The sequence below is a fragment of the Pseudomonas sp. DTU12.1 genome (assembly GCF_009873475.1).
Classification (GTDB): domain Bacteria; phylum Pseudomonadota; class Gammaproteobacteria; order Pseudomonadales; family Pseudomonadaceae; genus Aquipseudomonas; species Aquipseudomonas proteolytica.
Genome location: NZ_CP045254.1, coordinates 3,928,883 through 3,951,364, shown reverse-complemented (window position 1 = coordinate 3,951,364; position 22,482 = coordinate 3,928,883). Strand labels below are relative to the sequence as shown.

Below are 22,482 nucleotides of genomic sequence, written 5' to 3'. Positions count from 1 at the left end.
CACAAGGGGGCCAGTTTGCTGCGCGACAGCGCAAATCAGATAGGCAAAAAAAGGCCCGGCTTTTCGTGGAGCCGGGCCTTTTCCATGTTGCTCGTTGAATCAGTCGCGCTCAAGGGCCAATGCCACGCCCTGGCCGCCGCCGATGCACAAGGTGGCCAGGCCTTTTTTTGCATCGCGCTTGATCATTTCATGCAGCAAGGTCACCAGTACGCGGCAGCCTGATGCGCCAATCGGGTGGCCGATGGCAATGGCGCCACCGTTGACGTTGACCTTGGCCGCGTCCCACTCCAGTTCCTTGCCCACTGCCAGCGCCTGTGCGGCGAAGGCTTCGTTGGCCTCGATCAGGTCCAGCTCGGCCAACTGCCAGCCGGCCTTGTCCAGGCAGCGCCGGGTCGCGGACACCGGGCCGATGCCCATGATCGCCGGATCGACCCCCGCGTTGGCGTAGCTGGCGATCCGTGCCAGCACTGGCAGGCCCAGTTCCTTGGCCTTATCGGCGCTCATCAGCAGCACCGCAGCGGCACCGTCGTTGAGGCTCGACGCGTTGCCGGCGGTGACGCTGCCGTCCTTCTTGAAGGCTGGCTTGAGCTTGCCCAGGGATTGGGCGGTGGTGCCGGCGCGAGGTTGCTCGTCCACGGCAAAGGCAATCGGGTCGCCTTTGCGCTGGGGGATCAGGATCGGCGTGATTTCGTCGGCAAAGCGCCCGGCTTCAATGGCGGCAGCCGCTTTCTGCTGGGAAGCGGCGGCAAAGGCGTCCTGGGCTTCACGGCTGATGCCGTACTTGTCCACCAGGTTCTCGGCGGTGATGCCCATGTGGTAGTCGTTGAACGCGTCCCACAGGCCGTCGCTGATCATGCTGTCGACCATCTTCGCATGGCCCATGCGCAGGCCGGTGCGGGCGGCGGGCAACACATAGGGCGCCAGGCTCATGTTTTCCATGCCGCCGGCGATGATCACTTCGGCGTCACCGCAGCGGATGGCCTGTGCGCCCAGGTGCAAGGCCTTGAGGCCCGAGCCACAGACTTTGTTCAAGGTCAGGCTCGGCACCGCGTGCGGCAGGCCGGCGAGGATCGATGCCTGGCGCGCCGGGTTCTGGCCTGAGCCTGCGGTCAGCACTTGGCCAAGGATCACTTCGTCTACAAGCGCTGGGTCCAGGCCCGTCTGCTCCAGCAGGCGGCGGATTACCGCGGCTCCCAGTTCCGGTGCCGGGATGGCGGCCAGGGCCCCTTGAAAGCTGCCCACGGCGGTGCGGGTGGCAGCAACAATCACGACGTCTTGCATGGAATCTGTCCTCACTGGAAGTGCATTTCTGGAACGTGGTCCGGGACGATCAGTTTACCGGCGGTCTTGCTCACAATCTCTTCAACGCTGACGCCAGGTGCGCGTTCCTTGAGGACAAAAGCGCCATTTTCGATTTCCAGGTAGGCCAGGTCCGTGAGCACGCGCTTGATGCAGTTGGCACCGGTCAGTGGCAGGCTGCACTGGCTGAGCAACTTGGACTCACCGTCCTTGGAGGCGTGGGTCATGATCACGATGATGTTTTCTGCGCCGGCCACCAGGTCCATGGCACCGCCCATGCCCTTGACCAGCTTGCCGGGGATCATCCACGAGGCGATATTGCCGTGCACGTCCACTTCAAAGGCGCCGAGGACGGTGAGGTCTACGTGGCCGCCACGAATCATCGCGAAGGATTCGGCCGAAGAGAAGATCGACGCACCGATGCGTGCGGTGACGGTCTGCTTGCCGGCGTTGATCATGTCGGCATCAATGGTGTCTTCGGTAGGAAACGGTCCCATGCCCAGCAGGCCGTTTTCCGACTGCAGCATCACTTCCATGCCTTCGGGAATGTAGTTGGCCACCAGAGTCGGGATGCCGATGCCGAGGTTGACGTAGAAGCCGTCCTGCATTTCGCGGGCGACGCGTTGAGCCATTTGTTCGCGGGTAAGAGCCATTTTATGAGTCCTTATTGTTCGGGCTGGAGGCAGATTATTTGCGGACAGTGCGCTGTTCGATGCGCTTCTCGAAGGTGCCGCAGATAATCCGGTCGACGTAGATGCCAGGGGTGTGGATCTGCGCCGGGTCCAGCTCGCCCGGTTCGACGATTTCCTCGACTTCGACCACGGTGATCTTGCCGGCGGTGGCGGCCAGCGGGTTGAAGTTCTGGGCGGTGTGGCGGTAGATCACGTTGCCGAAATGGTCGGCTTTCCAGCCTTTGACGATGGCGAAGTCGCCGGTGATGGACTCTTCCATCAGGTAGGGGCGACCGTTGAACTCGCGGGTTTCCTTGCCTTCGGCGACGGGCGTGCCCACACCGGTGGCGGTAAAGAACGCGGGAATGCCGGCGCCGCCTGCGCGCATTTTTTCTGCGAGGGTGCCTTGGGGGGTCAACACCACTTCGATTTCGCCGCTGAGCAGTTGCTTCTCGAACAGGGCGTTCTCCCCGACGTAGGAGGCGATGACCTTGCTGATCTGCTTTTCTTCGAGCAGTACGCCCAGGCCAAAGCCATCCACGCCGCAGTTGTTGGAGACGACCGTCAGGTCGCGGGTGCCTTTGCGCTTGATTTCGGCGATGAGGTTTTCCGGGATGCCGCACAGGCCAAAGCCGCCGGAGAGTACGGTCATGCCGTCTTCCAGGCCTGCCAGCGCTTCTTCATAGGACGCCACGCGTTTATCGAAACCTGCCATATGCACCTCTTTTATTGTTTGTGGTCCAGCCAGTGAACCGAGTGTTGCGCCGGTGGATTGATTTGTTAAGTTGTTTTTTAAGGTTGATTGATTTAAAAAACGGGACAATAGAGTGGGTAGCGGAGCACAGCCATGACAGTTAAACAGATGCGGGCCTTTCTGGCCGTGGCCCAGACCCTGAGTTTTGCCGCCGCCTGTGAGCGCCTGCATTTGTCCCAGTCGGCCCTGAGCCTGACGATCAAAGGTCTGGAGGAGGGCCTGGGCGGGCGGCTTTTCAGCCGCAATACGCGCAACGTCGCATTGACCCCGGAAGGCGAATCCCTGTTGCCCCTGGCCCGCCGGTTGATTGCCGACTGGGACAATGCCGAGGATGAATTGCGCCAGCGTTTTACATTGCAGCGCGGGCGCGTGACGGTGGCGGCGATGCCGTCGTTTGCTGGCAACCTGCTGCCGCCGATCCTGAAGATTTTTCGGGCACGGTTTCCCCAGGTCAATGTCACGGTGCACGACCTGATCAATGAACAGGTGCTGGAGATGGTCCGCGATCGCCAGGTTGAACTGGGCGTGGCATTCGAGCCCTCGCCGGGCTCGTCGCTGGCCTTTACCCCGCTGTATCTGGACCGCTTTGTTGCGGTAGTGCCCGGTGATTCAGCGTTGGCGCACATGAGCGAAATCGACTGGAAAACCCTGCTGGCGCAACCTTTCATCACCTTGCAGCGGCCTTCTACGGTACGGGTGATGCTGGAAGAGCACTTGGGTGCATTGCAGATGAAGCTGCCGGTGGCGTTGGAGAGCCATCAATTGGCAACGGTGGGCAAGATGGTAGCCAGTGGCCTGGGCGTCAGCGCCGTGCCCGCGTTGTGCGCCCCGCAGATGGAAGAGGCGGGCGCCCATTGCATCACCTTGCGTGACCCGGTGATCGAGCGACCGATTGGCGTGCTGACCAAGCCTGGGCATGAACTGTCGGCGGCGGCGCAGGCCCTGTTCGATATCTTCCGGGACGAAGCGGCGAAGGGACGGTTTCCCGGTATTTAAGTCTGCACAAACAACTGTAGGAGCTGGCTTGCCGGCGATAGCTATTTAACAATCAACCGTGTTGATCGTTAAACCGTCATCGCTGGCAAGCCAGCTCCTACAGAGGGTGAGTAGTTCTTAGTAGTAGCGGTCGATTACTTTAACTTGCGAGTTGTCCTTGAAGGACTCCCAGGCATTGTTAAGTGTGTCGAACACTTGCTCGATAAAGTTGCGATCGGCAGCAGCTTTTTTGCCGACATAACCCTGGCCACGGCGGTACATCTTCAGACGCGCCGCCAGTTCACGGTTATTGCGGTCGAACTCGGCTTCTTCGGTATGGGGCGCCAGGCAGTCAATTTGCACTTCGCCCGATTTGCCAATCCACAGGATATGGTCGTCGAGTGTGTCTTTCTGCGCTGCGAACATCTCAGCCAATTCATCGATAGTTGGTTGGTTGTTCAGATTCATTGTAAGCCCCTTGACCAGTTGGCGATCTTCAGTTGATTCGTTAATCCACGTTAGTTGTCTCCGGTTGCAAAAACCGGGCGTCAGAAACGGTCTGCCAAATACGGGCAGGGTCTTGAACCTGATGCATGTAGTGTTTCTGATGAACTGCTACGCAATGGTTTCATAACGAAGACAAGTAGCATTTGAGCTTCTTGTACCGTGCCTTTCGGTTCGGTCAGCTTCATCAATCTGCCTTGTGGGCAGTGCACATCCGGAAAAACAGCTCGGCGGTCAGACGAGCTTGTTCAAAACGCTTGTTACCAACGCTCCCGATCCGGGAGACGTCTGAATCATGCAAGGTCAAAATGGTTACGTCAACGGTTATGTAGTGATTATTTTTGCTCACTACATAAATATTCCGGTGCGGGGGGTGGGGCGGGGAAAAGTGACTTGGGCGTCATTTTTTGTGCTGGCAGGTCGGATGTTTGCCCTTCTGTAGGCGCTGGCTTGCCAGCGATGGCATGACTACGGTGTGTGATTGAAACCGAGGGGATGCCATCGCCGGCAAGCCGGCTCCTACATTGGATTTGTGGGGCTTGGGAGTGTCATTCGCCGCGGATGTACTGCTCCAACTGCTGGATAAGGGCCGCCTGTTCAGCAATGGCTTCCTTGACCAGGTCGCCGATGGACAGCAGGCCCAGGAGTTTTCCGTCTTCCACCACTGGTAGGTGGCGCAGGTGGCCGTCAGTCATGATGCCCATGCAGTCTTCGACGCTTTTGTGGGTGTCCACGGTGATCGCCGGTGAGCTCATAACTTGGTGTACCTGTGTGCTCGTCGAGGACAGTCCATGGAGAATCAGTTTGCGCGCGTAGTCGCGCTCACTGATGATGCCGACAACTTTATTGTCCTTGACCACCGGCAAAGCGCCGACGTTCTTCGCTGCCATCACCACCAGCGCTTCAAACACGGTGTGATTCCACTGGATGGTATGCACTTCCTGATTCTTCTGGTCCTTGGACTTGAGCAACTGTGCGACGGTCTTCATGGTGGCCACCCCGGTTTTGTTATTAGGCAGTTCCTACAGAATCCTAGACCGTTGGCGCCAGAGCAAGAGCCAAAGCGGCGTATATCCGCTCGAAAAACGTCATTAGCGCCTTTTTTCGGTATTTCAGCCCTTGTTTGCCGGTGTTGCCGCCCGTTTCGGGCCGGCGCCGGTCTTGCGCTTGGCCGGCTTGCGTTTGTTTTTCCAAGGGGTAGCACCACGGCCTGCCGGGCTGGCAGGGCCGCTGATGGTCATTTGCATGCCATTGCAGCGGGCCACTTGTTTGCTCATCCACGCGGCCTGTTTTGCGACAAACTCCTCCAGGCTCATCTCACCGCTTTGCACCATGTCCAGGGCCTGCTCCCAAATCGCAGTGGTGCCCGGGTCGGCAATCGCCCTGGGCACCGCGTCGATCAGGCTGAAGGCTGCCGGTGTGGCGGACAACGCCTTGCCATTTTTTACCAGGTAACCACGGTCCAGCAGGCCCTGGATAATCCCGGCCCGTGTCGCCTCGGTGCCGATGCCGGTGGTGTCCTTGAGCTTTTGCTTGAGCAGCGGGTCTTGCACCAGTTTGGCGACGTTCTTCATCGCCTTGATCAGGTCGCCTTCGGTAAAGGGCTTGGGCGGCTGGGTCCACAGGTCCTTGAGGTTGACCTGCGCCACCCCGTAATCCTCACCCTGTACCAGGGTTGGCAAAGGCTGTGGTGCAGGTGCTTCGCGGCCTTTGCTCGGAGCCAGGGCTTCGGGCAAGGCGCGCTTCCAACCGGCTTCCACCACGACCTTGCCCACCGCGCGCAGGGCTTCTCCGGCACAGTCGAAATCCGCCTGGGTGCGATCGTATTCGTGGTTGGGCAGGAACTGCGCCAGGTACCGGGCGCGGATCAAGGTGAAGACGGCGCGGTGCTTGCCGGTCAACTGCGCCAGATCCTTGCCGGCGCCGGTGGGGATGATGCCGTGGTGGGCGCTGACCTTGGCGTCGTTCCAGGCCCGGGAGCGGCGTTGCGCATCGAGGTGCGGCAGCAGCGCGCTCACTGCTGGATCGGCGCGCCCCAACGCCGCAAGAATCGTTGCCGCGTCGCCATGCTGGCTTACGGGCAGGTAGCCGCAGTCACTGCGTGGGTAGGTGATGACCTTGTGGGTTTCGTAGAGGGACTGGGCAATGTCCAGGGTTTCCTGGGCGCCGAGGCCGAGTTTCTTCGAGCAGATTTCCTGCAGGGTGCCCAGGTCAAAGGGCAGGGGCGCCACTTCGCGCATGCGTTCGGTGCGCAGCTTCACCAGGCGTGCGCTGGCCGCGTTACCCATGGCGCTCGCCGCCTGCCGTGCCCGTTCATGGTTGAGGCAGCGGCCCTGGTCGTCACAGATATCGTCGGCGGCGCGCCATTGCGCGATAAAGCTCATCTGCGAATGCAGCAATTGCACATCGATTGCCCAGTACGCCACCGGGACGAAGTCGGCAATGCTGCGGTCACGATCCACCACCAGGCGCAGGGTCGGGGTTTGTACGCGGCCCACCGGCAACACGCCTTGATAGCCGGACTGGCGGCCGAGCAACGTAAACAGGCGGCTCATGTTCATGCCGATCAGCCAATCGGCACGGGAACGGCCCAGGGCCGAATGATAGAGGCTGAAGGTGTCCGCACCCGGCTTCAACGAAGCCAGGGCCTTGCGGATCGAGGCGTCATCCAGTGCAGACAGCCACAAACGCTGGATCGGCCCGCGATAGCGGCAATGCTCCACCAGCTCCCGGGCGATCATCTCGCCCTCGCGGTCGGCGTCGGTGGCAATCACCAGTTCCCGGGCTTCGCCCAGCAGGCGCTTGACCGCCTTGTACTGGCTGGCCGTCTTGGGTTTTACCGTCATCTTCCATTTTTCCGGGACGATGGGCAGGTCGGCCAGCACCCAGCGCTTGTACTTGGCGTCGTAGGCATCGGGCGGGGCGGTTTCCAGCAGGTGGCCGATGCACCAGGTGACTGTGACGTCGGTTCCCAGCCAGCACCCATCGCCCCGGCGCCTGGCACCGAGCACGGCCGCGATATCCTTGGCCTGGGAGGGTTTTTCACAGAGGAACAGCCGCATGGTCAGCCCATTCGTTACGCAGTTGAATGGGAGAAGGATGGGCAAAAGAAGGGAATTGAGCAACCTTTATCTGGATGGATATACAGCAATTTGTGTGGGCGCCGCAAACCAATGTGGGAGCGGGCTTGCCCGCGATAACGGTGGATCAGTCAATACATCTAGTGACTGACACAGCGTCATCGCGGGCAAGCCCGCTCCCACAAGGGGATATCAGTTGTTATCCAGGTCCACGTTCTTGGTTTCCTTCAGGCATACCAGCCCGACAATCAGGCTCACCCCGGTAATCACCACCGGGTACCACAGCCCGTAGAAGATATCGCCGGTATACACCACCAACGCAAACGACACGGTCGGCAGGAATCCGCCAAACCAGCCGTTACCGATGTGGTAGGGCAGGGACATGGAGGTGTAGCGGATGCGCGTCGGGAACAGTTCGACCATCAGCGCGGCCAGGGGGCCGTAGCACATTGCAGCGATCAGGATCAGGGCGACGATCAGCACCACCACCATGGTTTTGTTGACCTGGGCCACGTCCGCCGATTTCGGGTAGCCGGCCAGGGTCACGGCGCCGCGCAAGGCGTCTTCGTCGTAGCCGTCGATGCGCACATCGCCGATGCTCACTTGTACCGCGCTGCCGGCCGGTGCGGCTTCGCTGCTGTAAGGCAGGCCCTGTTTGACCAGGAAGGTCTTGACCTTGTCGCAGGGGCTGTCAAACCGCGCCTTGCCCACCGGGTCGAACTGGAAAGTGCAGGTGGCCGGGTCTGCCAGTACGGTGATCGGAGCCTGGCGGCTGGCCTGGTCCATTGCCGGGTTGGTGTAGTGGGCCAGGCCCTTGAAGATCGGGAAGTACAGTGCAGTGGCCAGCAACAGGCCCACCATCAGTACGGGCTTGCGCCCCCATTTGTCCGAGAGCCAGCCGAAGAAGATGAAGAACGGCGCGCCAATCACCACGCTGATGATCAGCAGCATATTGGCCAGGGCCGGGTCCATCTTCAGGAACTGGGTAAGGAAGAACAGCACGTAGAACTGCGCCGCATAGAAAGTCACGGCCTGGCCGGCGTTGATACTGAACAGCGCGATCAACACCACCTTGAGGTTTTCCCAGTTGCCGAACGACTCGCGGATCGGCGCCTTGCTGGCCTTGCCTTCCTCTTTCATTTTCAGGAACGCGGGGGATTCATGCAGGCTCATGCGGATCCAGGTGGAAATCCCCAGCAGCACGATGGACAGCAGGAACGGCAGGCGCCAGCCCCAGACTTCAAACTGATCGCCGGTGAAGTAACGGCAGGCCAGCACCACTAGCAACGACAGCAGCAGGCCGAGGGTGGCGGTGGATTGAATCCAGCTGGTATGGAAGCCGCGCTTGCCGGCCGGCGCGTGCTCGGCGACATAGGTTGCGGCCCCCCCGTATTCACCGCCCAGGGCCAGGCCCTGGAGCATGCGCAGCACTACCAGGATGATTGGTGCGGCGATGCCGATGCTGGCGTAGGTGGGCAACAGGCCCACGCAGAAGGTCGCCACGCCCATCAGGACGATGGTGGCGAGGAAGGTGTATTTGCGCCCGATCATGTCGCCCAGGCGCCCGAATACCAGCGCGCCGAACGGCCGCACCACAAAGCCGGCGGCAAAGGCCATCAAGGCGAAGATAAAGGCCGTGGTGTCGTTGACCCCGGCAAAGAATTGCTTGCTGATCACCGCCGCGAGGGCGCCATAGAGGAAAAAGTCATACCACTCGAACACCGTCCCCAGGGACGAGGCGAAGATGACCTTTTGCGACTCCTTGCTGGTAACAGTGGCGCCAGGTGTGGCGTCCAGGGGTTGAGCACGTTCTGACATGGGGTAGCCCTCACAGTGATTATTTATTGTTGTTCCACTGTCGGCGCCAACTTCAGCGCCGCTCTTACCCTGTTGGAGCGAGCTTGCTCGCGAAAAGCCTGAGAGCAACGCGTTTATCCAGAATGCCCGCGTTATCGTTGGCGATTCTCGCGAGCAAGCTCGCTCCTACAGGTCATGCCGGTGTTGTCTGTTCTCGTTGGGGGGTGAGGTTCCTCGTTGAAGGGGACAGGATCAGTTGCGCGGCTTTTTCCGCGATCATCAGCGTGGGTGAGCAGGTGTTGCCGGAGGTGATGCGCGGCATGATCGAGGCGTCGGCGATGCGCAGGCCGGCAACCCCGTGCACGCGCAACTGGGCATCGACCACGGCGTCCTTGTCCTGGCCCATGCGGCAGGTGCCGACCGGATGAAAGATCGTGGTGCCGATCCGCGCCGCGGCTTCCTGCAATTGTTCGTCGCTCTGCAACGCTTCGCCAGGCAGGTACTCCACCGGGTTGAACGGGCGCAGGGCCTGGGCGCCGACAATCCTCCGGGTCAGGCGGATGGCGTCGGCGGCCACGCGTAAATCTTCTGGATGACTCAGGTAGTTGGGCTGGATCAGCGGCGGCGCAGACGGATCGGCCGAGCGGATATCGATGCGCCCGCGACTCTGCGGGCGCAAGTCACAGACCGATGCGGTAAACGCCGGGAACGCGTGCAGCGGCTCGCCAAAGCGCTCCAGCGATAGCGGCTGCACGTGGTATTCGAGGTTGGCCGAGGTCTGTTCCGGCCCCGAGCGGGCGAAGGCGCCGAGTTGGCTGGGCGCCATGGACAGCGGGCCGCTGCGGTCATACAGGTACTGCAGGCCCATGCCCATCTTGCCCCATACGGAGCCGGCGATCTGGTTCAGGGTGCGGGCGTTTTCCAGCTTGTAGATCAGCCGCAGTTGCAGGTGATCCTGCAAGTTGCCACCGACCCCGGGCAGTTCGTGCAGCACTTCGATGCCCAGTGGCCCAAGGACGCTGGAAGGGCCGATACCGGAGCGTTGCAGAATGCCCGGCGAACCCACGGCGCCGGCACACAGGATGATTTCCTTGTGCGCTTTCCACGTCACCGCTTGCCCCAGTTGGCGGCCCACTACTGCACTGGCACGGCCGTTTTCAAGGAGGACGCGGTCGACTTCGACCCCGGTCAGCACGGTGAGGTTGGCACGCTGGCGGATGGGCTTGAGAAACGCCTTGGCCGCATTCCAGCGCACGCCACCTTTCTGGTTGACCTGGAAGTAGCCACACCCTTCGTTATCACCCTGGTTGAAGTCATCGATGCTGGCAATCCCGCTCTGCTTGGCGGCTTCGCGGAAGGCGTCGAGGATCGGCCAGTGCAGGCGCTGTTGCTCCACGCGCCACTCGCCGCTGTCGCCATGCAGGGGCGAGGCGCCGGCAAAATGGTTTTCGCTTTGTTTGAACAGTGGCAGCACATCGTCCCAGGCCCAGCCCGGGTTGCCTTCGGCGGCCCAGCCGTCGTAGTCGTTGGCCTGGCCACGCATGTAGATCATGCCGTTGATCGACGAGCAGCCGCCCAGCACCTTGCCCCGTGGATAGCTCAAGGCGCGGCCTTGCAGGCCTTCCTGGGCTTCGGTCTTGAAGCACCAGTCGGTGCGCGGGTTGCCGATGCAGAACAGGTAGCCGACGGGAATGTGGATCCAGGGGTAATTGTCGCGGCCGCCGGCTTCCAGCAGCAGCACGCGATGGGCGGGGTTGGCAGACAGTCGATTGGCCAGCAGGCAGCCCGCAGGGCCGGCGCCTACTACCACGTAATCGTATTGCGCAGGTGCAATAGTCATCTGGGGTCTCGCTTGTTTTTCTTATTGGCTCCATCCTAGTTGTTAGTTTTCGTCTTAAAAATGTTAGTTTTTACCCAGCTGCTGTGCGTTTTTAAACAGCGCTGTTCTCATGGCCGGGAGGGGAGGCGACATGTTCGACTGGAATGACCTGCGGTATTTTCTGGAGTTGCAGCGCAGCGGGCGCCTGCTCACCGCTGCCCAGCGCCTGAAGACCACCCATGCGACCGTGGCCCGGCATATCGAGGCCATCGAGAAAAGCCTCGGCACCGCGTTGTTTGTGCAGCACGCCCAGGGTTATGAACTGACGCCGTCGGGCGAGGCACTGCTCAAACATGCCGAAGCCATGGAGAACGTTGCGCTGCTGGCCGAAGAAGAACTGACCCACTCCGCCGCGCCCCTGGGCAAGATCCGCCTGGGAGTGGCCGAAGGGCTGGGGGTGATGTTCCTGGCCAGCCGCATGGGCGGCCTGTTCGAGCGTTATCCGGGGCTGGAAGTGGAGTTGGTGGCGGTGCCGCGCTTTGTCAGCATCCTCAACCGCGAGGCCGAGATCAGCATCCACCTGGAGCGGCCCAGCGTCGATCAATTGGTCACGCGCAAACTCACCGACTACCGCCTGGCCCTGTATGCCAGCCGCAGCTACCTGGCGCGCACGCCCGCCATCGAGAAGCGCGAAGACCTGGCTGCCCATGCCTGGATCGACTACGTCGACGACCTGCTGTTCAGTCAGGAGTTGAAGCTGCTCAGCAGTTTTTGTCGCAACCCCAGGGTGGTGTTCCACAGCACCAGCGTGATTGCCCAGCAACAGGCCGCGCGTTCGGGCTTGGGAATTGCGGTGTTGCCGTGCTTCATGGCCGCAGGCGACCCGGACCTGGTGCCGTTATTGCCGGAGGAAAGCATCCAGCGCAGCTACTGGATCAGCTCCCGGCGCGAGTTGCACAAGTCGGTGCGGTTGCGGGTGTTGTGGGATTACGTGGTGGAGTTGTGCGCCAAGGAGCAGGGGCTGCTGTTGGGCGAGTAGCGAAGGGCGCGATGATCAAAATGAGGAGGATGTACAACGCTCAAGCCGGGGGGAGCCAATCAGGTGTGAGGGTGTACAGAGATCAAATGTGGGAGCTGCCTCGCAGGGCGAGACAGCTCCCACATGGGACTGTGCGTGGGTTTAGAGTTTTACCGTCTGGTGCACTTGTTCACCACATGCACGAGCATCGTTGATCATCTTTTCAAACGGTGCACTGACGATTTCGTCATGGCCCAACCAGCGCACTTTCTGGGTCAACCGGTAGTGGTAGCGCAAGCCATCCTTGAGCTGTTCGCCATCGAGCTCCAGGTCATACCAGGGCGAGTGGATCTTGCAGCTCTGGACCGGCTTGTCCATCTTCCCGCCGGTCAAGGTAAAGGTGTAGTCGACGGTGTCCGGGTTGCCCAGGTACAGGTCGCCCCGTTGCCCATTGCGGCGGTAGTTGAGCAGGCCGTCCCATTTCTCCTTGAGCGACTGGTCGGTGTAGACGTAGCCTTCATCGAGTTTTTCCAGGGCGCGCAGGTCGGTCATGCTGGCCTTGACCGTGTAGCTATCGGGCTGCACGAACCCAGTGGGTTGGCGGGTCACCTGGCAATCGCTGATCTCGCGGCCGAAGTTGTCGCAGATGTTCTGGTCAGTGGCAGTGGCCCCCTGTTCACGGTCAGCCATGCTCAACTGCATCAGCGTCAGGCGGCTGAAGGTGACGCTGGCGCGGGTCGTGCCGTTGCCCTGTTTGTCGTAATGCACCTGCTTGTCCAGGCGGATGCTGGTGTCAGGGCGCGCCCGGGGGATATGTTCCTCGCGCACCTGGCCCTGCGCATCGTTGACGAGTACCCAGCGATCCTGGATATCGGGCATGGTCTGGCCCGGGGCGAACACCGGGTTGGTCGGGTCCAGCCACCACACCTGGCCGGCCACCTCGGCACGCACGATGGCATGGTTGGGCGCGCCAGTGCCCGGAACCAGCAATGAGTCCACCACATCCCCCCGGCTGACCCAGGCGGTCTCGGCCTTGATCCCGCTGGCCTTGAGCATGGCGGTCAGGAGGATCGCCAGGTCCTTGCAGTCGCCATAACCATGCTGCTCGATCTCTGCCAGGTTAAACGGTACATAGCCGCGATCCGTGGCACGCCAGTCACCCAGGTAACGGTAGTGATCGTTGATGTGCTGCATCAGCCCCGCCACTTGTTGCGCGGGGGCCAGGCCCTTCACCGCGGCCACGGCGGCGGCACTGCCCGCCGGCAGTTTGGCCGCGAGGATCTGGTTGTAGCGCTGGGCAAAGCCACCGAAGTGCTTTTGCACATCAAGGCTGCTGCCCACTTCGATACGCGGGATCAGCCGCATATAGGCATGACCCGATTCGTTGATGTAGTTGAGGTAGCTCGGCGCTTTTTGCTCGATATCCAGGGTCTTGCGATTGACCGAGGGGGTGATGGTGAAGCCGTCCATCAACTCCGCGCGCCACTCGATTGGCCGTTCAGCGGTAAAGCGCGCCTTGAGCCGGTCGCGACGGGCGTTGCTGGGGCCAAACTGCAGGGCGTAGTGGAACTCGGTCATCAGCGGCTTGGCTGGGTGATGTTCGCGCACGGTGTAGCGGATCTGTGTGCCGACCCGCAGGTTGGGGAAGGCCAGGGAGGTTTGCTTCAGGCGGGCAAAGCCCTGGTCGGGGTTGGGCGCGGTGCGCGTATCGATCTGCGACTCGGCCAGCGCCTGCGGCTTGCCGCCGGGCTGGGTGGACTCGGCGTGCAGCACTTCAAACCCATCGCCTTCGGCGTAGTTGAAGTCGATGCGCGACAGTATTTCCCGGCCGCTGGGCTGGAGGATGGTGTAGCGGTAGGTGGTCGTGCAATCGGTGCTGGCGTCACGGTTGAAGTGGCAGTGCAGCTCGGATTCGTTGGCAAGTGCAGCTTCGGCCATGGGTTGCAACGCGGCATGAGCAGTGTGCGAAACAAGCCCCAGACTGGCGCAAATCAAAGGGCGGTAAAACGAGAAACGGTGCATGGGCGCCTCAGGTGGAACGTTGACACAGATACCCGTGCGGGTACCAAGAGGCGCCAGATGATAATGGATCGCAACTTCAAAAACCAGCATTGTAGGACAATAAATATCGCTGAAAGGCCCGAGATAGAGCCTTTTGTTCGGTAGGAGGGGTCAGCCGATCAGCTCAAATCCGCTGCTCGCCAGGCGCTCGCCGTTCACCAGTACGTGCACCGTATGCTGGCCGGGGTAATGCTTGCGCGTGGTCATGTCGCGGATGTGTTGGCCACGCAGCACGGTGTGTCGTTCACCCGCGCCGAGGGTGAACGCCTTGAGCTTGAACACCTTGGCGGCGCTATGGCCGGCGCTTTTTACGTACTCGATGGCGTAGTCCACCACCAGTTTTTGTGGGGCGCTGGTCGTGGATTCGAGGGTAAACGACAGATTGATCCGCTCGCCCAGGCGAATCGCCGCTGGCTCGACCTTGAACTGATGGATCTTCACCTCGGCCCGGGCGCCTGCGCCCATGATTGTCAGTGCGCGGGTATTGCCTTGCTTGATCAGGCTGCGCAGGGCGTGGCGGGCGATCCAGGCGGTGTGGGGGGTGTCCAGGGACCAGCTCTCGATCACATCCAGCACCCAGTCGGGATGGTCCTTGGTGATGTCGTTGAGGTGGTTGGCCACGGACTTGCGCACATACAGGCTGCTGTCGGCCTTGAGGTTGTCCAGGATTAATGCGCACAGGCGTGGGTCGGCCTGCACCTGCGCCAGGCGAAATGACCACGGCAACCTGGGCCGCGAGCCTTCGCTGGCGAGGCGGCGCACGTGTTCGTTATCGTCCAGCGACCACTGTTGCATCACCGCCAGCGTGCGCTGCAAATCCTGGAGCAGAAAAGCCCGCACGGCAAACTCGGCAGAGCCAAAGGTGGTGAAGTACTTGAGCGCCGCCATCGAGCGCTTGAAATCATCCAGGCCGTAGCTGGCCACATAGTGCCCGAGGAACAAGCTGACAAAACCACTGTTCAGGCGCGGGGCCAAGGCATACAGAAGCTTGAGGGTCTGTGCATAGTCCAGGGGGATCACCGCGTGCAGGCTTTCACTGACGCGGGCCATGCGCGGCATCACCGACAACCCGGCAAGGTCCTGGCTGGCGTGCTGGAGAAACCCCTTGGCATCGAACGGCGGGTACACCGCGCTCATCTCATCGGCGATGTGCTGCAGGCGCTGGAGGTTGAAGATTTCCTTGAGGGCAGGGGGGCTTTGGTCGGTCATGGGGAGTCCGCAGGAGAGGGTGGTCATAAGACCTTTGCAAGGTAACAGCTTTGCAGGAGCCGGCTTGAAGCGATAGAACTCCCCTGTGGCGAGCGGGCTTGCCCCGCGCTGGGCTGCGAAGCAGCCCTAAACCCGTCCATCGCAGTTTATCTGAAGAAACACGGCGGGCTTTTTGGGGCTGCTTCGCAGCCCAGCGCGGGGCAAGCCCGCTCGCCACAGGGGAGTTCGTGAGTTTCTGAGCGTTGTGTCGATACCTATGGCCATCGCTGGCAAGCCAGCGCCTACAAAGGGGCGGTCGCTAGAGATACCAGCGATATTCCCGCGCATTGATTTCCTGCTGGAAAGCCAGGTGATCCTGGCGTTTGTTTTCGCAATAGACGTCGACAAACTCCGCGCCCAAGCCTTCGCGCAGGGCCGGTTGTTGCTGCATGGCGCGTACGGCTTCGAGCATTTCCAGGGGGAAGTCGTGGCCGCTGTCGCGGTCCTCGTTCAGCGGTGCGATGGGTTCACGCGCTGCATCCAGGCCATGTTCAAGCCCGACCAGGATCGCCGCCAGCACCAGGTACGGATTGGCATCGGCACTGGCCAGACGGTGTTCGATCCGCAGGTTGCGCGGGTCGGACTCGGGAATGCGTACGCAGGCATCCCGGTCTTCATAGCCCCAGCAGGCCTTGGTGGCCGCATTGACGGTACCGCCCAGGCGGCGGAAGGCGTTGTGGTTGGGCGAGAAAATCGGCATGCAATGGGGCAGCAGTTCCAGGCAACCCGCCACTGCGTGACGCAGTGGTTGCTGCTGGTGCGCTGCCAGTAGGTTGTTGCCGGCGGCATCGTACAGGCTGACATGCACATGCATGCCACTGCCGGGATGTTGCAGGTAGGGCTTGGCCATGAAACTGGCGCGATAGCCATGCTTGAGCGCCACGCCACGGGTGCTGCGGCAGAACAGCGCGGCCCAGTCCGCGGCGCGCAGGCCGTCGTCGAGGTGACCGAAATTGATTTCGAACTGGCCAGGGCCCAACTCGGCAGTGATCACCGTAATGTCGATCCCCTGCGCCTGGGCGGTCTGCACCATGTCATCGAGTACCGGGGCGAAACGCGACAGCCGCTCGATATGCAGGGTCGGTTGGTCGTCGGGGTCGTCGCTCAATGGGTCGCGGGCAAATTGCGGCAGGCCGTCGGCGAGTTTTCTGTCGAACAGGTAGAACTCCAGCTCAAACGCCACCACCGGGTGAATGCCCTTGCGGTGCAGGCGTTCCAGGACTTTGGCCAGTACTTCCCGGGGCTCGAATTCGATGGGCGCCTCGGTGCCGTCGGAGGTGATCAGCATCTGCCCCAGGGGCTGCGCCTCCCAGCTCACAGGCTTGAGCGTGCCGGGTACCAGGCGGCGGTTGGCGTCGGGGTCGCCGTCATGGAAGCAATAGTCGCCGATCTTGAACAAACCGCCCTGGGCGCCCAGCAGCACCGCGTTCTGCGGCAGCTTCAGGGGGCTGCCGGCGGCGACTTTTTCCAACATTTCAACCGGGTAGCGCTTGCCGTAGAAACGCCCTGGGATGTCCAGGCAAATCAGGTCGACGTAACGTACATCCGGATGGTTCTGGCGAAAGATCCGTACTTCGGCCAGTAACGTGGAGGAATGGCTTTTCACGGGTGACGCTCCTTGGTGTGCCTTAGTTGTAGACCCACAGCACGCGGGCCGGCAGGTCGGTCAGGTTGCCGTAGCGGCAGTGGGCAAAACTGGCGAGGTGAAAGCTGTCGCCGGGGCCGAGAGTGACCGCATCGGCTTCGCCCTCGACCCACAGGGTCAGGTGGCCTTCAAGCACGAAACCGGCCTGCTCGGCGCGGTCGCTCATGGTCTGTTCGCCACTGTTGGCGCCGGGTTCGAGCAGACTGTCGAGGATCGAAAACGCCCCTTGCATGCTGGGCGAAACAAGGATGTCGGTGATGCCATTGGCGTAATACACCGTGCGCCGCTCGTTGGGGCGCGTGACCCAGGCCACTGCCTTGGGTTTGGACAGGCTGTAGAAATAGGTGGTGGGCACGTCGAGTGCATGGCTGATGGCGGTCAGGTCCGCCACGGTGGGGCGCGACAACCCACGCTCGACCTGGGACAGGAACCCCACGGAACGCTCGATCTTCTGTGCCAGTTGGGCCAGGGTGAGCTTTTTGTATTTGCGCAGGTCGTGAATCAGGATCGCCAGGGCGTCCAGTTCTTCTTGTTTGTCCATGGGAGGTTCGTGAAATTCTTGTCTAAAAATTTCATGAAAAATTACAGGATTAATTTCACGGATGCAATAGCGGTCCTGTTGTAAGAGCCGGCAAACCGGCTCCTACAACGATGCCATCATTCACTCGCGCTCGAAGCTATCGGTCTGGTTGCCATCGGCGTCGAACACATTCACGCGGTTTGGCACCTGCGCATCCCAGATGCTATAGGTCGCGTCGTTGCTGTTGTACGGGTAGCTGTAGCTGGTATATGACCCAAGTTTTTTCACCACGCGATTGTTTTTGTCGATCAATACCAACCCTTCAAAATTATCCATTTCTGCCGAGGCGAGGTTCTTCTGGAAGGGGTTGAGTTTGCTGTAGGTCATGGGCACGCGCAGTTTGCCGTGTACGTCGATGGCGCCATAGCGGCTACCCTTTTGCACCACCGCCATGCCGTTGGAAAACGGGTTGACGTCATCAAAGGGCAGGCTAAAAGGCAGCACCTTGCCCTGTTCGTTGATAAAGCTGTATTTGCGGCTGCCACGGTCCTGGATCAGCAGAGGTTGGCCCTGGACAAACTGGCCGAAGACGGTCGCGCCGGGTGGGTTGAGTTTCTTCATCTGCAGGTTGTAGACGTCGGTCTGTTTCTGGTCGGCGGAGGTGGCGTAGATAAACTCGCCGCTGCCGTTGATTGCGCAGTAGCGCGGTGCCAACAGCTCCTTGCCGCTCAGGCTCCAGGCGCCGTACAACGAGTTTGAGCCATAGGTGGTCTCGCCAGGGCGGGCGATGAACACGTTGCCGATCACACTGGGGTTGACGTACTTCATCGGCACCACGACCTGTAGCTTCTTCACGTCGTAGACCCCATAGGGGCCGTTGGTTTCACGCTCGACAATCATCAGGTCGTCGTTGATCGCGCTGTCGATGATTTCGAAGGGCAGTTCTTTCAACGTCTGCGTACCGGGTACAAAGGCAAAGTACTTGAACTGCAATTCGCTCCAGCCCTCGCCGGAAGATTTTTCGCCGACCATGATGTGGTACACGCCGGGCATCTCGGTGGTATCAATGCGCTTGAAGCGCGGCTTGACCACCCACTGCCCCTTGCTGTCGATAAAGCCGCTGCTTTCGCTGGCGCTGTCGTAGGCGATGTAGCGCTCGCGAGGGGCGGTGCTGTTGTGCATGTCCCAATCAAGGGTTTGGGGTTGGAGCGGGTCCAGCACGTAAATCACGATGCTGGCGGGGGTGTCTTCGAATTGGTAGGTAGCCTGCACGTTACTCAGCTCGCTGTCGGAGCTGGGCAGGTTGCTGGCGAACTGTTCCAGGTGATCCTGCACCGCAGCGGCCGTCTTGAAGTCGGCGAAGTTGTCTTCCATGCGCAGCAGTTCGTTGTAGTAGGCCCGCAGGTTGGCTTTTTGTTCGGCGGTGGGCGAAGTGTTGGAGCTGTTGCCAGCGCTGTACAGCGTCTTGCCATCGGCGGTCAGGCCCTGGATTACATAGGATTTATTCTTCGGCGTTGCCAGTTGCAAGGAGGCGCTGGCGTCGCCCAGGTGGGTCAGTTGGTACACCTCGCCACCCTCGGCGGTGGCTTTCGGGTGGGCCCGGTCCAGGACGATTTTATTGAAGCCGGGGTAGGCCTGATAAGTCAGGGTCAGGCCGATACGTTCCAGGGGCTTGTTGAGCTTGAGTTCGGCCTGGGTGGTGTCCTGGTCTTGCTCCTCACTGTCTTCATCCTTGATCGCCACTTCGGCGAACGGCTGCTGCGAGCCGTCGCGAAAGTACAGGGTCTGGATGCGATAGCTGGTTTCGGTCTGCTGATCGGGCAGGGCCCCGCGCTTGAGCACCTCGCGAATCGCCTCGACTTCCAGCTTCAGCCCGGACGCATTGTCGAAGAACAACTGCTGGAACTGCCCTGGTGTGCGCTTGAGGTCGGTCAATGCCGCCTTCAGTTCGGCGGCGGGGAAGGGCACGAACGGCTCCTCATAGTTCAGCTCTTTCTGTTCGCCTGGCGTGGTGGTGGCCGGGCCGATTTCCAGGCGCATGCTTTCGAGCATGGCGATGCGGTTGATGCCGTCGCGCATATCGAGGATCAGGTAATTCAGGCGTTTTTTTGCTTCTGGCAACGGCAGATCCCGGATGCCATCCACACCGCCCTCATTGAGTTGCGCTTCGCTGTATTGGGGACCGTCAAGCAGGCCGTGGGTGGCACGGCGGTCCAGCAAGTAATAAGTGGCACCGCCAATCACGGCGATCACGATCAGGGCGCTGGCCAGCAGTTTGGTTCGGGTCAGGGCTGTTTTCATTGTTCTCGGACTCGATGGAGGGCTGGCGCAAGATTAGCAGGCACCGATACCCGTGGCTGTATTGCCGCTGAATGATTGCAGGGCCCTGCTGTCGGAACCTGGGTACACATCATTTATTGAAGGAATGCCCATGAAAGCAACGTCCCTGATTGCCAGCCTGCTGGTTGCCGCCAGCCTGTCCGCCACCAGCCTTACCGTGCAGGCCGAGGACAATCCGCAAAAAACCGTGGAGCCTTCAAACATCAATACCCGAGACTTGAAAGTGGGAGACCGTGCGCCGGATATCCTGGTGCGCAAGGAATCGGCCCTTGCGGACTGGAAAAAGCGCGGGCTCAAAGCGCCCCATGACGACAGCCAGTGGGCGCGGGTCAACGACCGTTATGTGCTGGTGAAAATCACCAATGGCACCATCCTCGATATCACGCCTGCCAAATAAGCTGTTGTGGGGGGGCGGGCCAATGCCTTCCTCCCTTGGGGTCGAGGTATTTAAAAAATCATGCACGACTGCATAAAAACGGCATTTTTTGCCGCTCGTCCTGAGTTAAGGTAGCTGCGCGTTGCGCCTGTCGTAGCCTGTGCAACGACGACTTTCAGGGAACGAGAGCAGGATGCTGAAAACAATAAAAAACTACCCCCGCAGCGTAAACCTGCTGCTGTCGGCCACGCTGGTACTGACCCTGGCCAAGGCGATCACCTTTCCGTACATGGTGATCTACCTGTCCAGCCATTTCGCCCTGGGTATCAGCGAGGTGGGCCTGGTGATCGGCAGTTCGCTGATCGTCGGATCCCTGCTGAGTGTGTATGGCGGGTTCCTTGTGGACCGGATCAATAGCTACCGGCTGTTGCTGGGGCTGAGCCTGCTGTTCGTCCTGGGGTTTGTCGGCACGCTGCTGGCCCGCGAGCTGTGGCTTTTCTACAGTTGCCTGATCCTGATCAACCTGGCGTATGCGGTGATCGATGTCGCGGTCAAGGCTGGCTTTGCCAGCCTGTTGCCCGTCGACGCCCGCAGCGAAGTGTTTTCCATCAAATACACCCTGACCAATATCGGCTATGCGGTAGGGCCGTTCTTGGGCGCGATGGTGGCCAAGGTCGACATGAGCCTGCCGTTTGTCTTGTCGGTGCTGCTGGGGATGGGGTTCTTCCTGCTCTACTGGCGCTGGGGCGATCGCCGCCTGGCGACGATCGACACCGCGCAAAAACCGGTGCCTTTCCTTGCGGTGGGCCGGGTATTGCTGCGCGATCATCGCCTGGTGTGCTTTACCCTCGGCGGCCTGCTCAGCGCGGTGGTGTTCGGGCAGTTTACCGCCTACCTGTCGCAGTACCTGGTGACCACCTCGGACGCCGAATACACCTACACCGTAATCAGCGCCATCCTGACCACCAACGCACTGCTGGTGATCGCCCTGCAATACGTGATTGGCCGGCAGATCAGCCACCGTCACCTGAGCCGCTGGCTGCTCCTGGGGCTGGCGATGTTCATGGTAGGGGTGATCGGCTTTGCGCTGTCCACCAGCGTGTGGTGGTGGGTGGTGTCGATGGCGATCTTTACCGTGGGCGAAATCATCGTGTTCCCCGCCGAGTACATGTTTATCGACCGCATCGCCCCGGACCACCTGCGGGGCATGTACTACGGCGCGCAAAACCTCTCCAACCTCGGCGCCGCGCTGGGGCCGGTGTTGTGCGGGTTGGTGCTGGCCAGCCTGCCGGCGCACTACATGTTCTACATGCTGGCCGGGTTTATCGTGGCCGGGGGGCTGTTCTACTTTATCGGTGCGTCGTTGAAGCCGCGCCCTGACATCCCACCCTCTGTGTAAACGACTGCGTCCCTGTGGGAGCGGGCTTGCCCGCGATTGCGGCCTGTCAGTAAATGCATCTTTGACTGATCCGCCGCTGTCGCGGCATAGGCATCTACACAACTTTCAGAAACTGACGAACTCTCCTGTGGCGAGCGGGCTTGTCGGAACGCCGCATCGCCCGCGCTGGGCTGCGAAGCAGCCCCAAAACCAGCCGCTGCGGTGTATCTGGTACAACGCATTCGGCTTATTGGGGCTGCTTCGCAGCCCAGCGCGGGGCAAGCCCGCTCGCCACAACTGCGCTACCTGCCTGGATTTAGGCGTTGCGGCAAAGCTATCGCGGGCAAGTCCGCTCCCACAGGGGATAGTGCCTACAAAGGGGCGGGGTCAGATGGAGATGGCACCGCCCACGGTGTTGCTGTGCAATTCGTAGCGCAATTCTTCGACCATCGTCGCGACGTCCTGCGGGGTCTTGAGCTTGTTCACGCTGATCCCGGTGACCACCAGGTCCACGCGCCCACTCTCGGCATCAAATACCTTCAACGTCAGTGACGAATCGCGGCACAGGGTGAACTCGCAAGTCAGCGGCAACAAGGCTTCTTCGATGCAGTTACGCAGTTGGGACAAGGTAAACATGCCGGCCCCCATTAACGACGACGCAGCAACAGGCCCAGGACCAGACCCACGCCCGCGACGATTGCCACGGTGGCCAGCGGCTTGCGTTGGGCAAAGTCACCGACATTGTCCAGCACATCGCCATAGGTCTGTTGCAGTTGGCCGGCCGCCTGGCGCGCTACGCCCTGGGCCTGGAGTTGTTCGTCATCGGTCATGTCGCCAAGAAAGTCCTGGGCCTTGCCGACGGCCTTTTCCACGCGGCCTTTGATTTGTTCACTTTTCATGATGTCTCCTTCAAGGGCAACAATCGCCATGGCACAGAGCGTCAAACCCTGTGGCTACCCTTCAAGGTTAAGCAGCCCATCCCCTCGCAATAAGGCGA

19 protein-coding genes are annotated in these 22,482 nt (G+C 60.9%); 4 read left to right on the top strand and 15 right to left on the bottom strand.

What is annotated here, in order from left to right; genetic code table 11:
• Positions 1–99 precede the first annotated feature (99 nt).
• Genes GDV60_RS17245 through GDV60_RS17235 form a run of 3 tightly spaced genes read right to left on the bottom strand, consistent with a single transcriptional unit; the run spans position 100 to position 2,685 of the window.
• Complete coding sequence (locus GDV60_RS17245; protein WP_092238938.1) at positions 100–1,281, bottom strand: acetyl-CoA C-acetyltransferase; 1,182 nt, start codon at positions 1,279–1,281, stop codon at positions 100–102.
• An 11-nt stretch (positions 1,282–1,292) separates the two neighbouring features.
• Positions 1,293–1,952: a CoA transferase subunit B gene (locus tag GDV60_RS17240; protein ID WP_027603173.1), complete on the bottom strand. Its 660-nt coding sequence runs from the start codon at positions 1,950–1,952 to the stop codon at positions 1,293–1,295.
• A gap of 34 nt (positions 1,953–1,986) precedes the next feature.
• Positions 1,987–2,685 carry a CoA transferase subunit A gene (locus GDV60_RS17235; protein WP_010211319.1) on the bottom strand — a complete coding sequence of 233 codons (699 nt, stop codon included), beginning with the start codon at positions 2,683–2,685 and terminating at the stop codon, positions 1,987–1,989.
• A gap of 132 nt (positions 2,686–2,817) precedes the next feature.
• Here GDV60_RS17235 and GDV60_RS17230 point away from each other — a divergent pair, with 132 nt between their 5' ends.
• Complete coding sequence (locus GDV60_RS17230; RefSeq protein ID WP_029296581.1) at positions 2,818–3,720, top strand: LysR family transcriptional regulator; 903 nt, start codon at positions 2,818–2,820, stop codon at positions 3,718–3,720.
• A 117-nt stretch (positions 3,721–3,837) separates the two neighbouring features.
• Here the strand turns inward: GDV60_RS17230 and GDV60_RS17225 are convergent, their stop codons facing one another.
• The 5 genes from GDV60_RS17225 to GDV60_RS17205 all read right to left on the bottom strand — a co-directional run bounded on the left by GDV60_RS17225 (position 3,838) and on the right by GDV60_RS17205 (position 10,920).
• Entirely contained in the window at positions 3,838–4,167 is a 330-nt protein-coding gene (locus GDV60_RS17225; RefSeq protein ID WP_029296579.1) for a hypothetical protein, read from the bottom strand.
• A gap of 584 nt (positions 4,168–4,751) precedes the next feature.
• The gene (locus GDV60_RS17220) at positions 4,752–5,192 is read right to left on the bottom strand and encodes a CBS domain-containing protein (protein WP_159908218.1); all 441 of its coding nucleotides are present in this window, start codon (positions 5,190–5,192) and stop codon (positions 4,752–4,754) included.
• Between the two features lie 123 nt (positions 5,193–5,315).
• Entirely contained in the window at positions 5,316–7,265 is a 1,950-nt protein-coding gene (locus GDV60_RS17215) for a DNA topoisomerase III (RefSeq protein WP_159908216.1), read from the bottom strand.
• 210 nt (positions 7,266–7,475) lie between these two features.
• A complete protein-coding gene (locus GDV60_RS17210; protein ID WP_029296574.1) occupies positions 7,476–9,101 on the bottom strand; it encodes an MFS transporter in 1,626 nt (541 codons plus the stop codon).
• 172 nt (positions 9,102–9,273) lie between these two features.
• Positions 9,274–10,920, bottom strand: coding sequence for a GMC family oxidoreductase (locus tag GDV60_RS17205; RefSeq protein ID WP_159908214.1), 1,647 nt, complete (start codon positions 10,918–10,920; stop codon positions 9,274–9,276).
• A gap of 130 nt (positions 10,921–11,050) precedes the next feature.
• Between GDV60_RS17205 and GDV60_RS17200 the strand changes: the two genes are divergently transcribed.
• Positions 11,051–11,938 carry a LysR family transcriptional regulator gene (locus tag GDV60_RS17200; protein WP_070995673.1) on the top strand — a complete coding sequence of 296 codons (888 nt, stop codon included), beginning with the start codon at positions 11,051–11,053 and terminating at the stop codon, positions 11,936–11,938.
• A gap of 141 nt (positions 11,939–12,079) precedes the next feature.
• Here the strand turns inward: GDV60_RS17200 and GDV60_RS17195 are convergent, their stop codons facing one another.
• The 5 genes from GDV60_RS17195 to GDV60_RS17175 all read right to left on the bottom strand — a co-directional run bounded on the left by GDV60_RS17195 (position 12,080) and on the right by GDV60_RS17175 (position 19,692).
• Complete coding sequence (locus GDV60_RS17195) at positions 12,080–13,939, bottom strand: DUF3857 domain-containing transglutaminase family protein (protein WP_159908212.1); 1,860 nt, start codon at positions 13,937–13,939, stop codon at positions 12,080–12,082.
• Positions 13,940–14,089: 150 nt separating this feature from the next.
• Positions 14,090–15,187 carry a DNA alkylation repair protein gene (locus GDV60_RS17190; RefSeq protein WP_159908210.1) on the bottom strand — a complete coding sequence of 366 codons (1,098 nt, stop codon included), beginning with the start codon at positions 15,185–15,187 and terminating at the stop codon, positions 14,090–14,092.
• 298 nt (positions 15,188–15,485) lie between these two features.
• Complete coding sequence (locus GDV60_RS17185) at positions 15,486–16,832, bottom strand: glutamine synthetase family protein (protein ID WP_159908208.1); 1,347 nt, start codon at positions 16,830–16,832, stop codon at positions 15,486–15,488.
• 22 nt (positions 16,833–16,854) lie between these two features.
• Positions 16,855–17,412 carry a helix-turn-helix domain-containing protein gene (locus GDV60_RS17180; RefSeq protein ID WP_029296561.1) on the bottom strand — a complete coding sequence of 186 codons (558 nt, stop codon included), beginning with the start codon at positions 17,410–17,412 and terminating at the stop codon, positions 16,855–16,857.
• 120 nt (positions 17,413–17,532) lie between these two features.
• Entirely contained in the window at positions 17,533–19,692 is a 2,160-nt protein-coding gene (locus GDV60_RS17175) for a WG repeat-containing protein (RefSeq protein ID WP_159908206.1), read from the bottom strand.
• A 130-nt stretch (positions 19,693–19,822) separates the two neighbouring features.
• Between GDV60_RS17175 and GDV60_RS17170 the strand changes: the two genes are divergently transcribed.
• The gene (locus GDV60_RS17170; RefSeq protein WP_070995670.1) at positions 19,823–20,128 is read left to right on the top strand and encodes an RcnB family protein; all 306 of its coding nucleotides are present in this window, start codon (positions 19,823–19,825) and stop codon (positions 20,126–20,128) included.
• A gap of 172 nt (positions 20,129–20,300) precedes the next feature.
• Positions 20,301–21,506: an MFS transporter gene (locus GDV60_RS17165; RefSeq protein ID WP_159908204.1), complete on the top strand. Its 1,206-nt coding sequence runs from the start codon at positions 20,301–20,303 to the stop codon at positions 21,504–21,506.
• Positions 21,507–21,872: 366 nt separating this feature from the next.
• Here GDV60_RS17165 and GDV60_RS17160 read toward each other — a convergent pair whose 3' ends face one another.
• Together GDV60_RS17160 and GDV60_RS17155 are read right to left on the bottom strand one after the other, a co-directional pair.
• Positions 21,873–22,121: a DUF1652 domain-containing protein gene (locus GDV60_RS17160; RefSeq protein WP_029296553.1), complete on the bottom strand. Its 249-nt coding sequence runs from the start codon at positions 22,119–22,121 to the stop codon at positions 21,873–21,875.
• A gap of 11 nt (positions 22,122–22,132) precedes the next feature.
• The gene (locus tag GDV60_RS17155; RefSeq protein WP_029296551.1) at positions 22,133–22,384 is read right to left on the bottom strand and encodes a CsbD family protein; all 252 of its coding nucleotides are present in this window, start codon (positions 22,382–22,384) and stop codon (positions 22,133–22,135) included.
• Positions 22,385–22,482 lie beyond the last annotated feature (98 nt).

Bases quoted from the DNA above. Each gene is read 5' to 3' on its own strand.
- GDV60_RS17245 (WP_092238938.1), bottom strand. From the start codon at position 1,281: ATGCAAGACGTCGTGATTGTTGCTGCCACCCGCACCGCCGTGGGCAGC.
- GDV60_RS17240 (WP_027603173.1), bottom strand. From the start codon at position 1,952: ATGGCTCTTACCCGCGAACAAATGGCTCAACGCGTCGCCCGCGAAATG.
- GDV60_RS17235 (WP_010211319.1), bottom strand. From the start codon at position 2,685: ATGGCAGGTTTCGATAAACGCGTGGCGTCCTATGAAGAAGCGCTGGCA.
- GDV60_RS17230 (WP_029296581.1), top strand. From the start codon at position 2,818: ATGACAGTTAAACAGATGCGGGCCTTTCTGGCCGTGGCCCAGACCCTG.
- GDV60_RS17225 (WP_029296579.1), bottom strand. From the start codon at position 4,167: ATGAATCTGAACAACCAACCAACTATCGATGAATTGGCTGAGATGTTC.
- GDV60_RS17220 (WP_159908218.1), bottom strand. From the start codon at position 5,192: ATGAAGACCGTCGCACAGTTGCTCAAGTCCAAGGACCAGAAGAATCAG.
- GDV60_RS17215 (WP_159908216.1), bottom strand. From the start codon at position 7,265: ATGCGGCTGTTCCTCTGTGAAAAACCCTCCCAGGCCAAGGATATCGCG.
- GDV60_RS17210 (WP_029296574.1), bottom strand. From the start codon at position 9,101: ATGTCAGAACGTGCTCAACCCCTGGACGCCACACCTGGCGCCACTGTT.
- GDV60_RS17205 (WP_159908214.1), bottom strand. From the start codon at position 10,920: ATGACTATTGCACCTGCGCAATACGATTACGTGGTAGTAGGCGCCGGC.
- GDV60_RS17200 (WP_070995673.1), top strand. From the start codon at position 11,051: ATGTTCGACTGGAATGACCTGCGGTATTTTCTGGAGTTGCAGCGCAGC.
- GDV60_RS17195 (WP_159908212.1), bottom strand. From the start codon at position 13,939: ATGCACCGTTTCTCGTTTTACCGCCCTTTGATTTGCGCCAGTCTGGGG.
- GDV60_RS17190 (WP_159908210.1), bottom strand. From the start codon at position 15,187: ATGACCGACCAAAGCCCCCCTGCCCTCAAGGAAATCTTCAACCTCCAG.
- GDV60_RS17180 (WP_029296561.1), bottom strand. From the start codon at position 17,412: ATGGACAAACAAGAAGAACTGGACGCCCTGGCGATCCTGATTCACGAC.
- GDV60_RS17175 (WP_159908206.1), bottom strand. From the start codon at position 19,692: ATGAAAACAGCCCTGACCCGAACCAAACTGCTGGCCAGCGCCCTGATC.
- GDV60_RS17170 (WP_070995670.1), top strand. From the start codon at position 19,823: ATGAAAGCAACGTCCCTGATTGCCAGCCTGCTGGTTGCCGCCAGCCTG.
- GDV60_RS17165 (WP_159908204.1), top strand. From the start codon at position 20,301: ATGCTGAAAACAATAAAAAACTACCCCCGCAGCGTAAACCTGCTGCTG.
- GDV60_RS17160 (WP_029296553.1), bottom strand. From the start codon at position 22,121: ATGTTTACCTTGTCCCAACTGCGTAACTGCATCGAAGAAGCCTTGTTG.
- GDV60_RS17155 (WP_029296551.1), bottom strand. From the start codon at position 22,384: ATGAAAAGTGAACAAATCAAAGGCCGCGTGGAAAAGGCCGTCGGCAAG.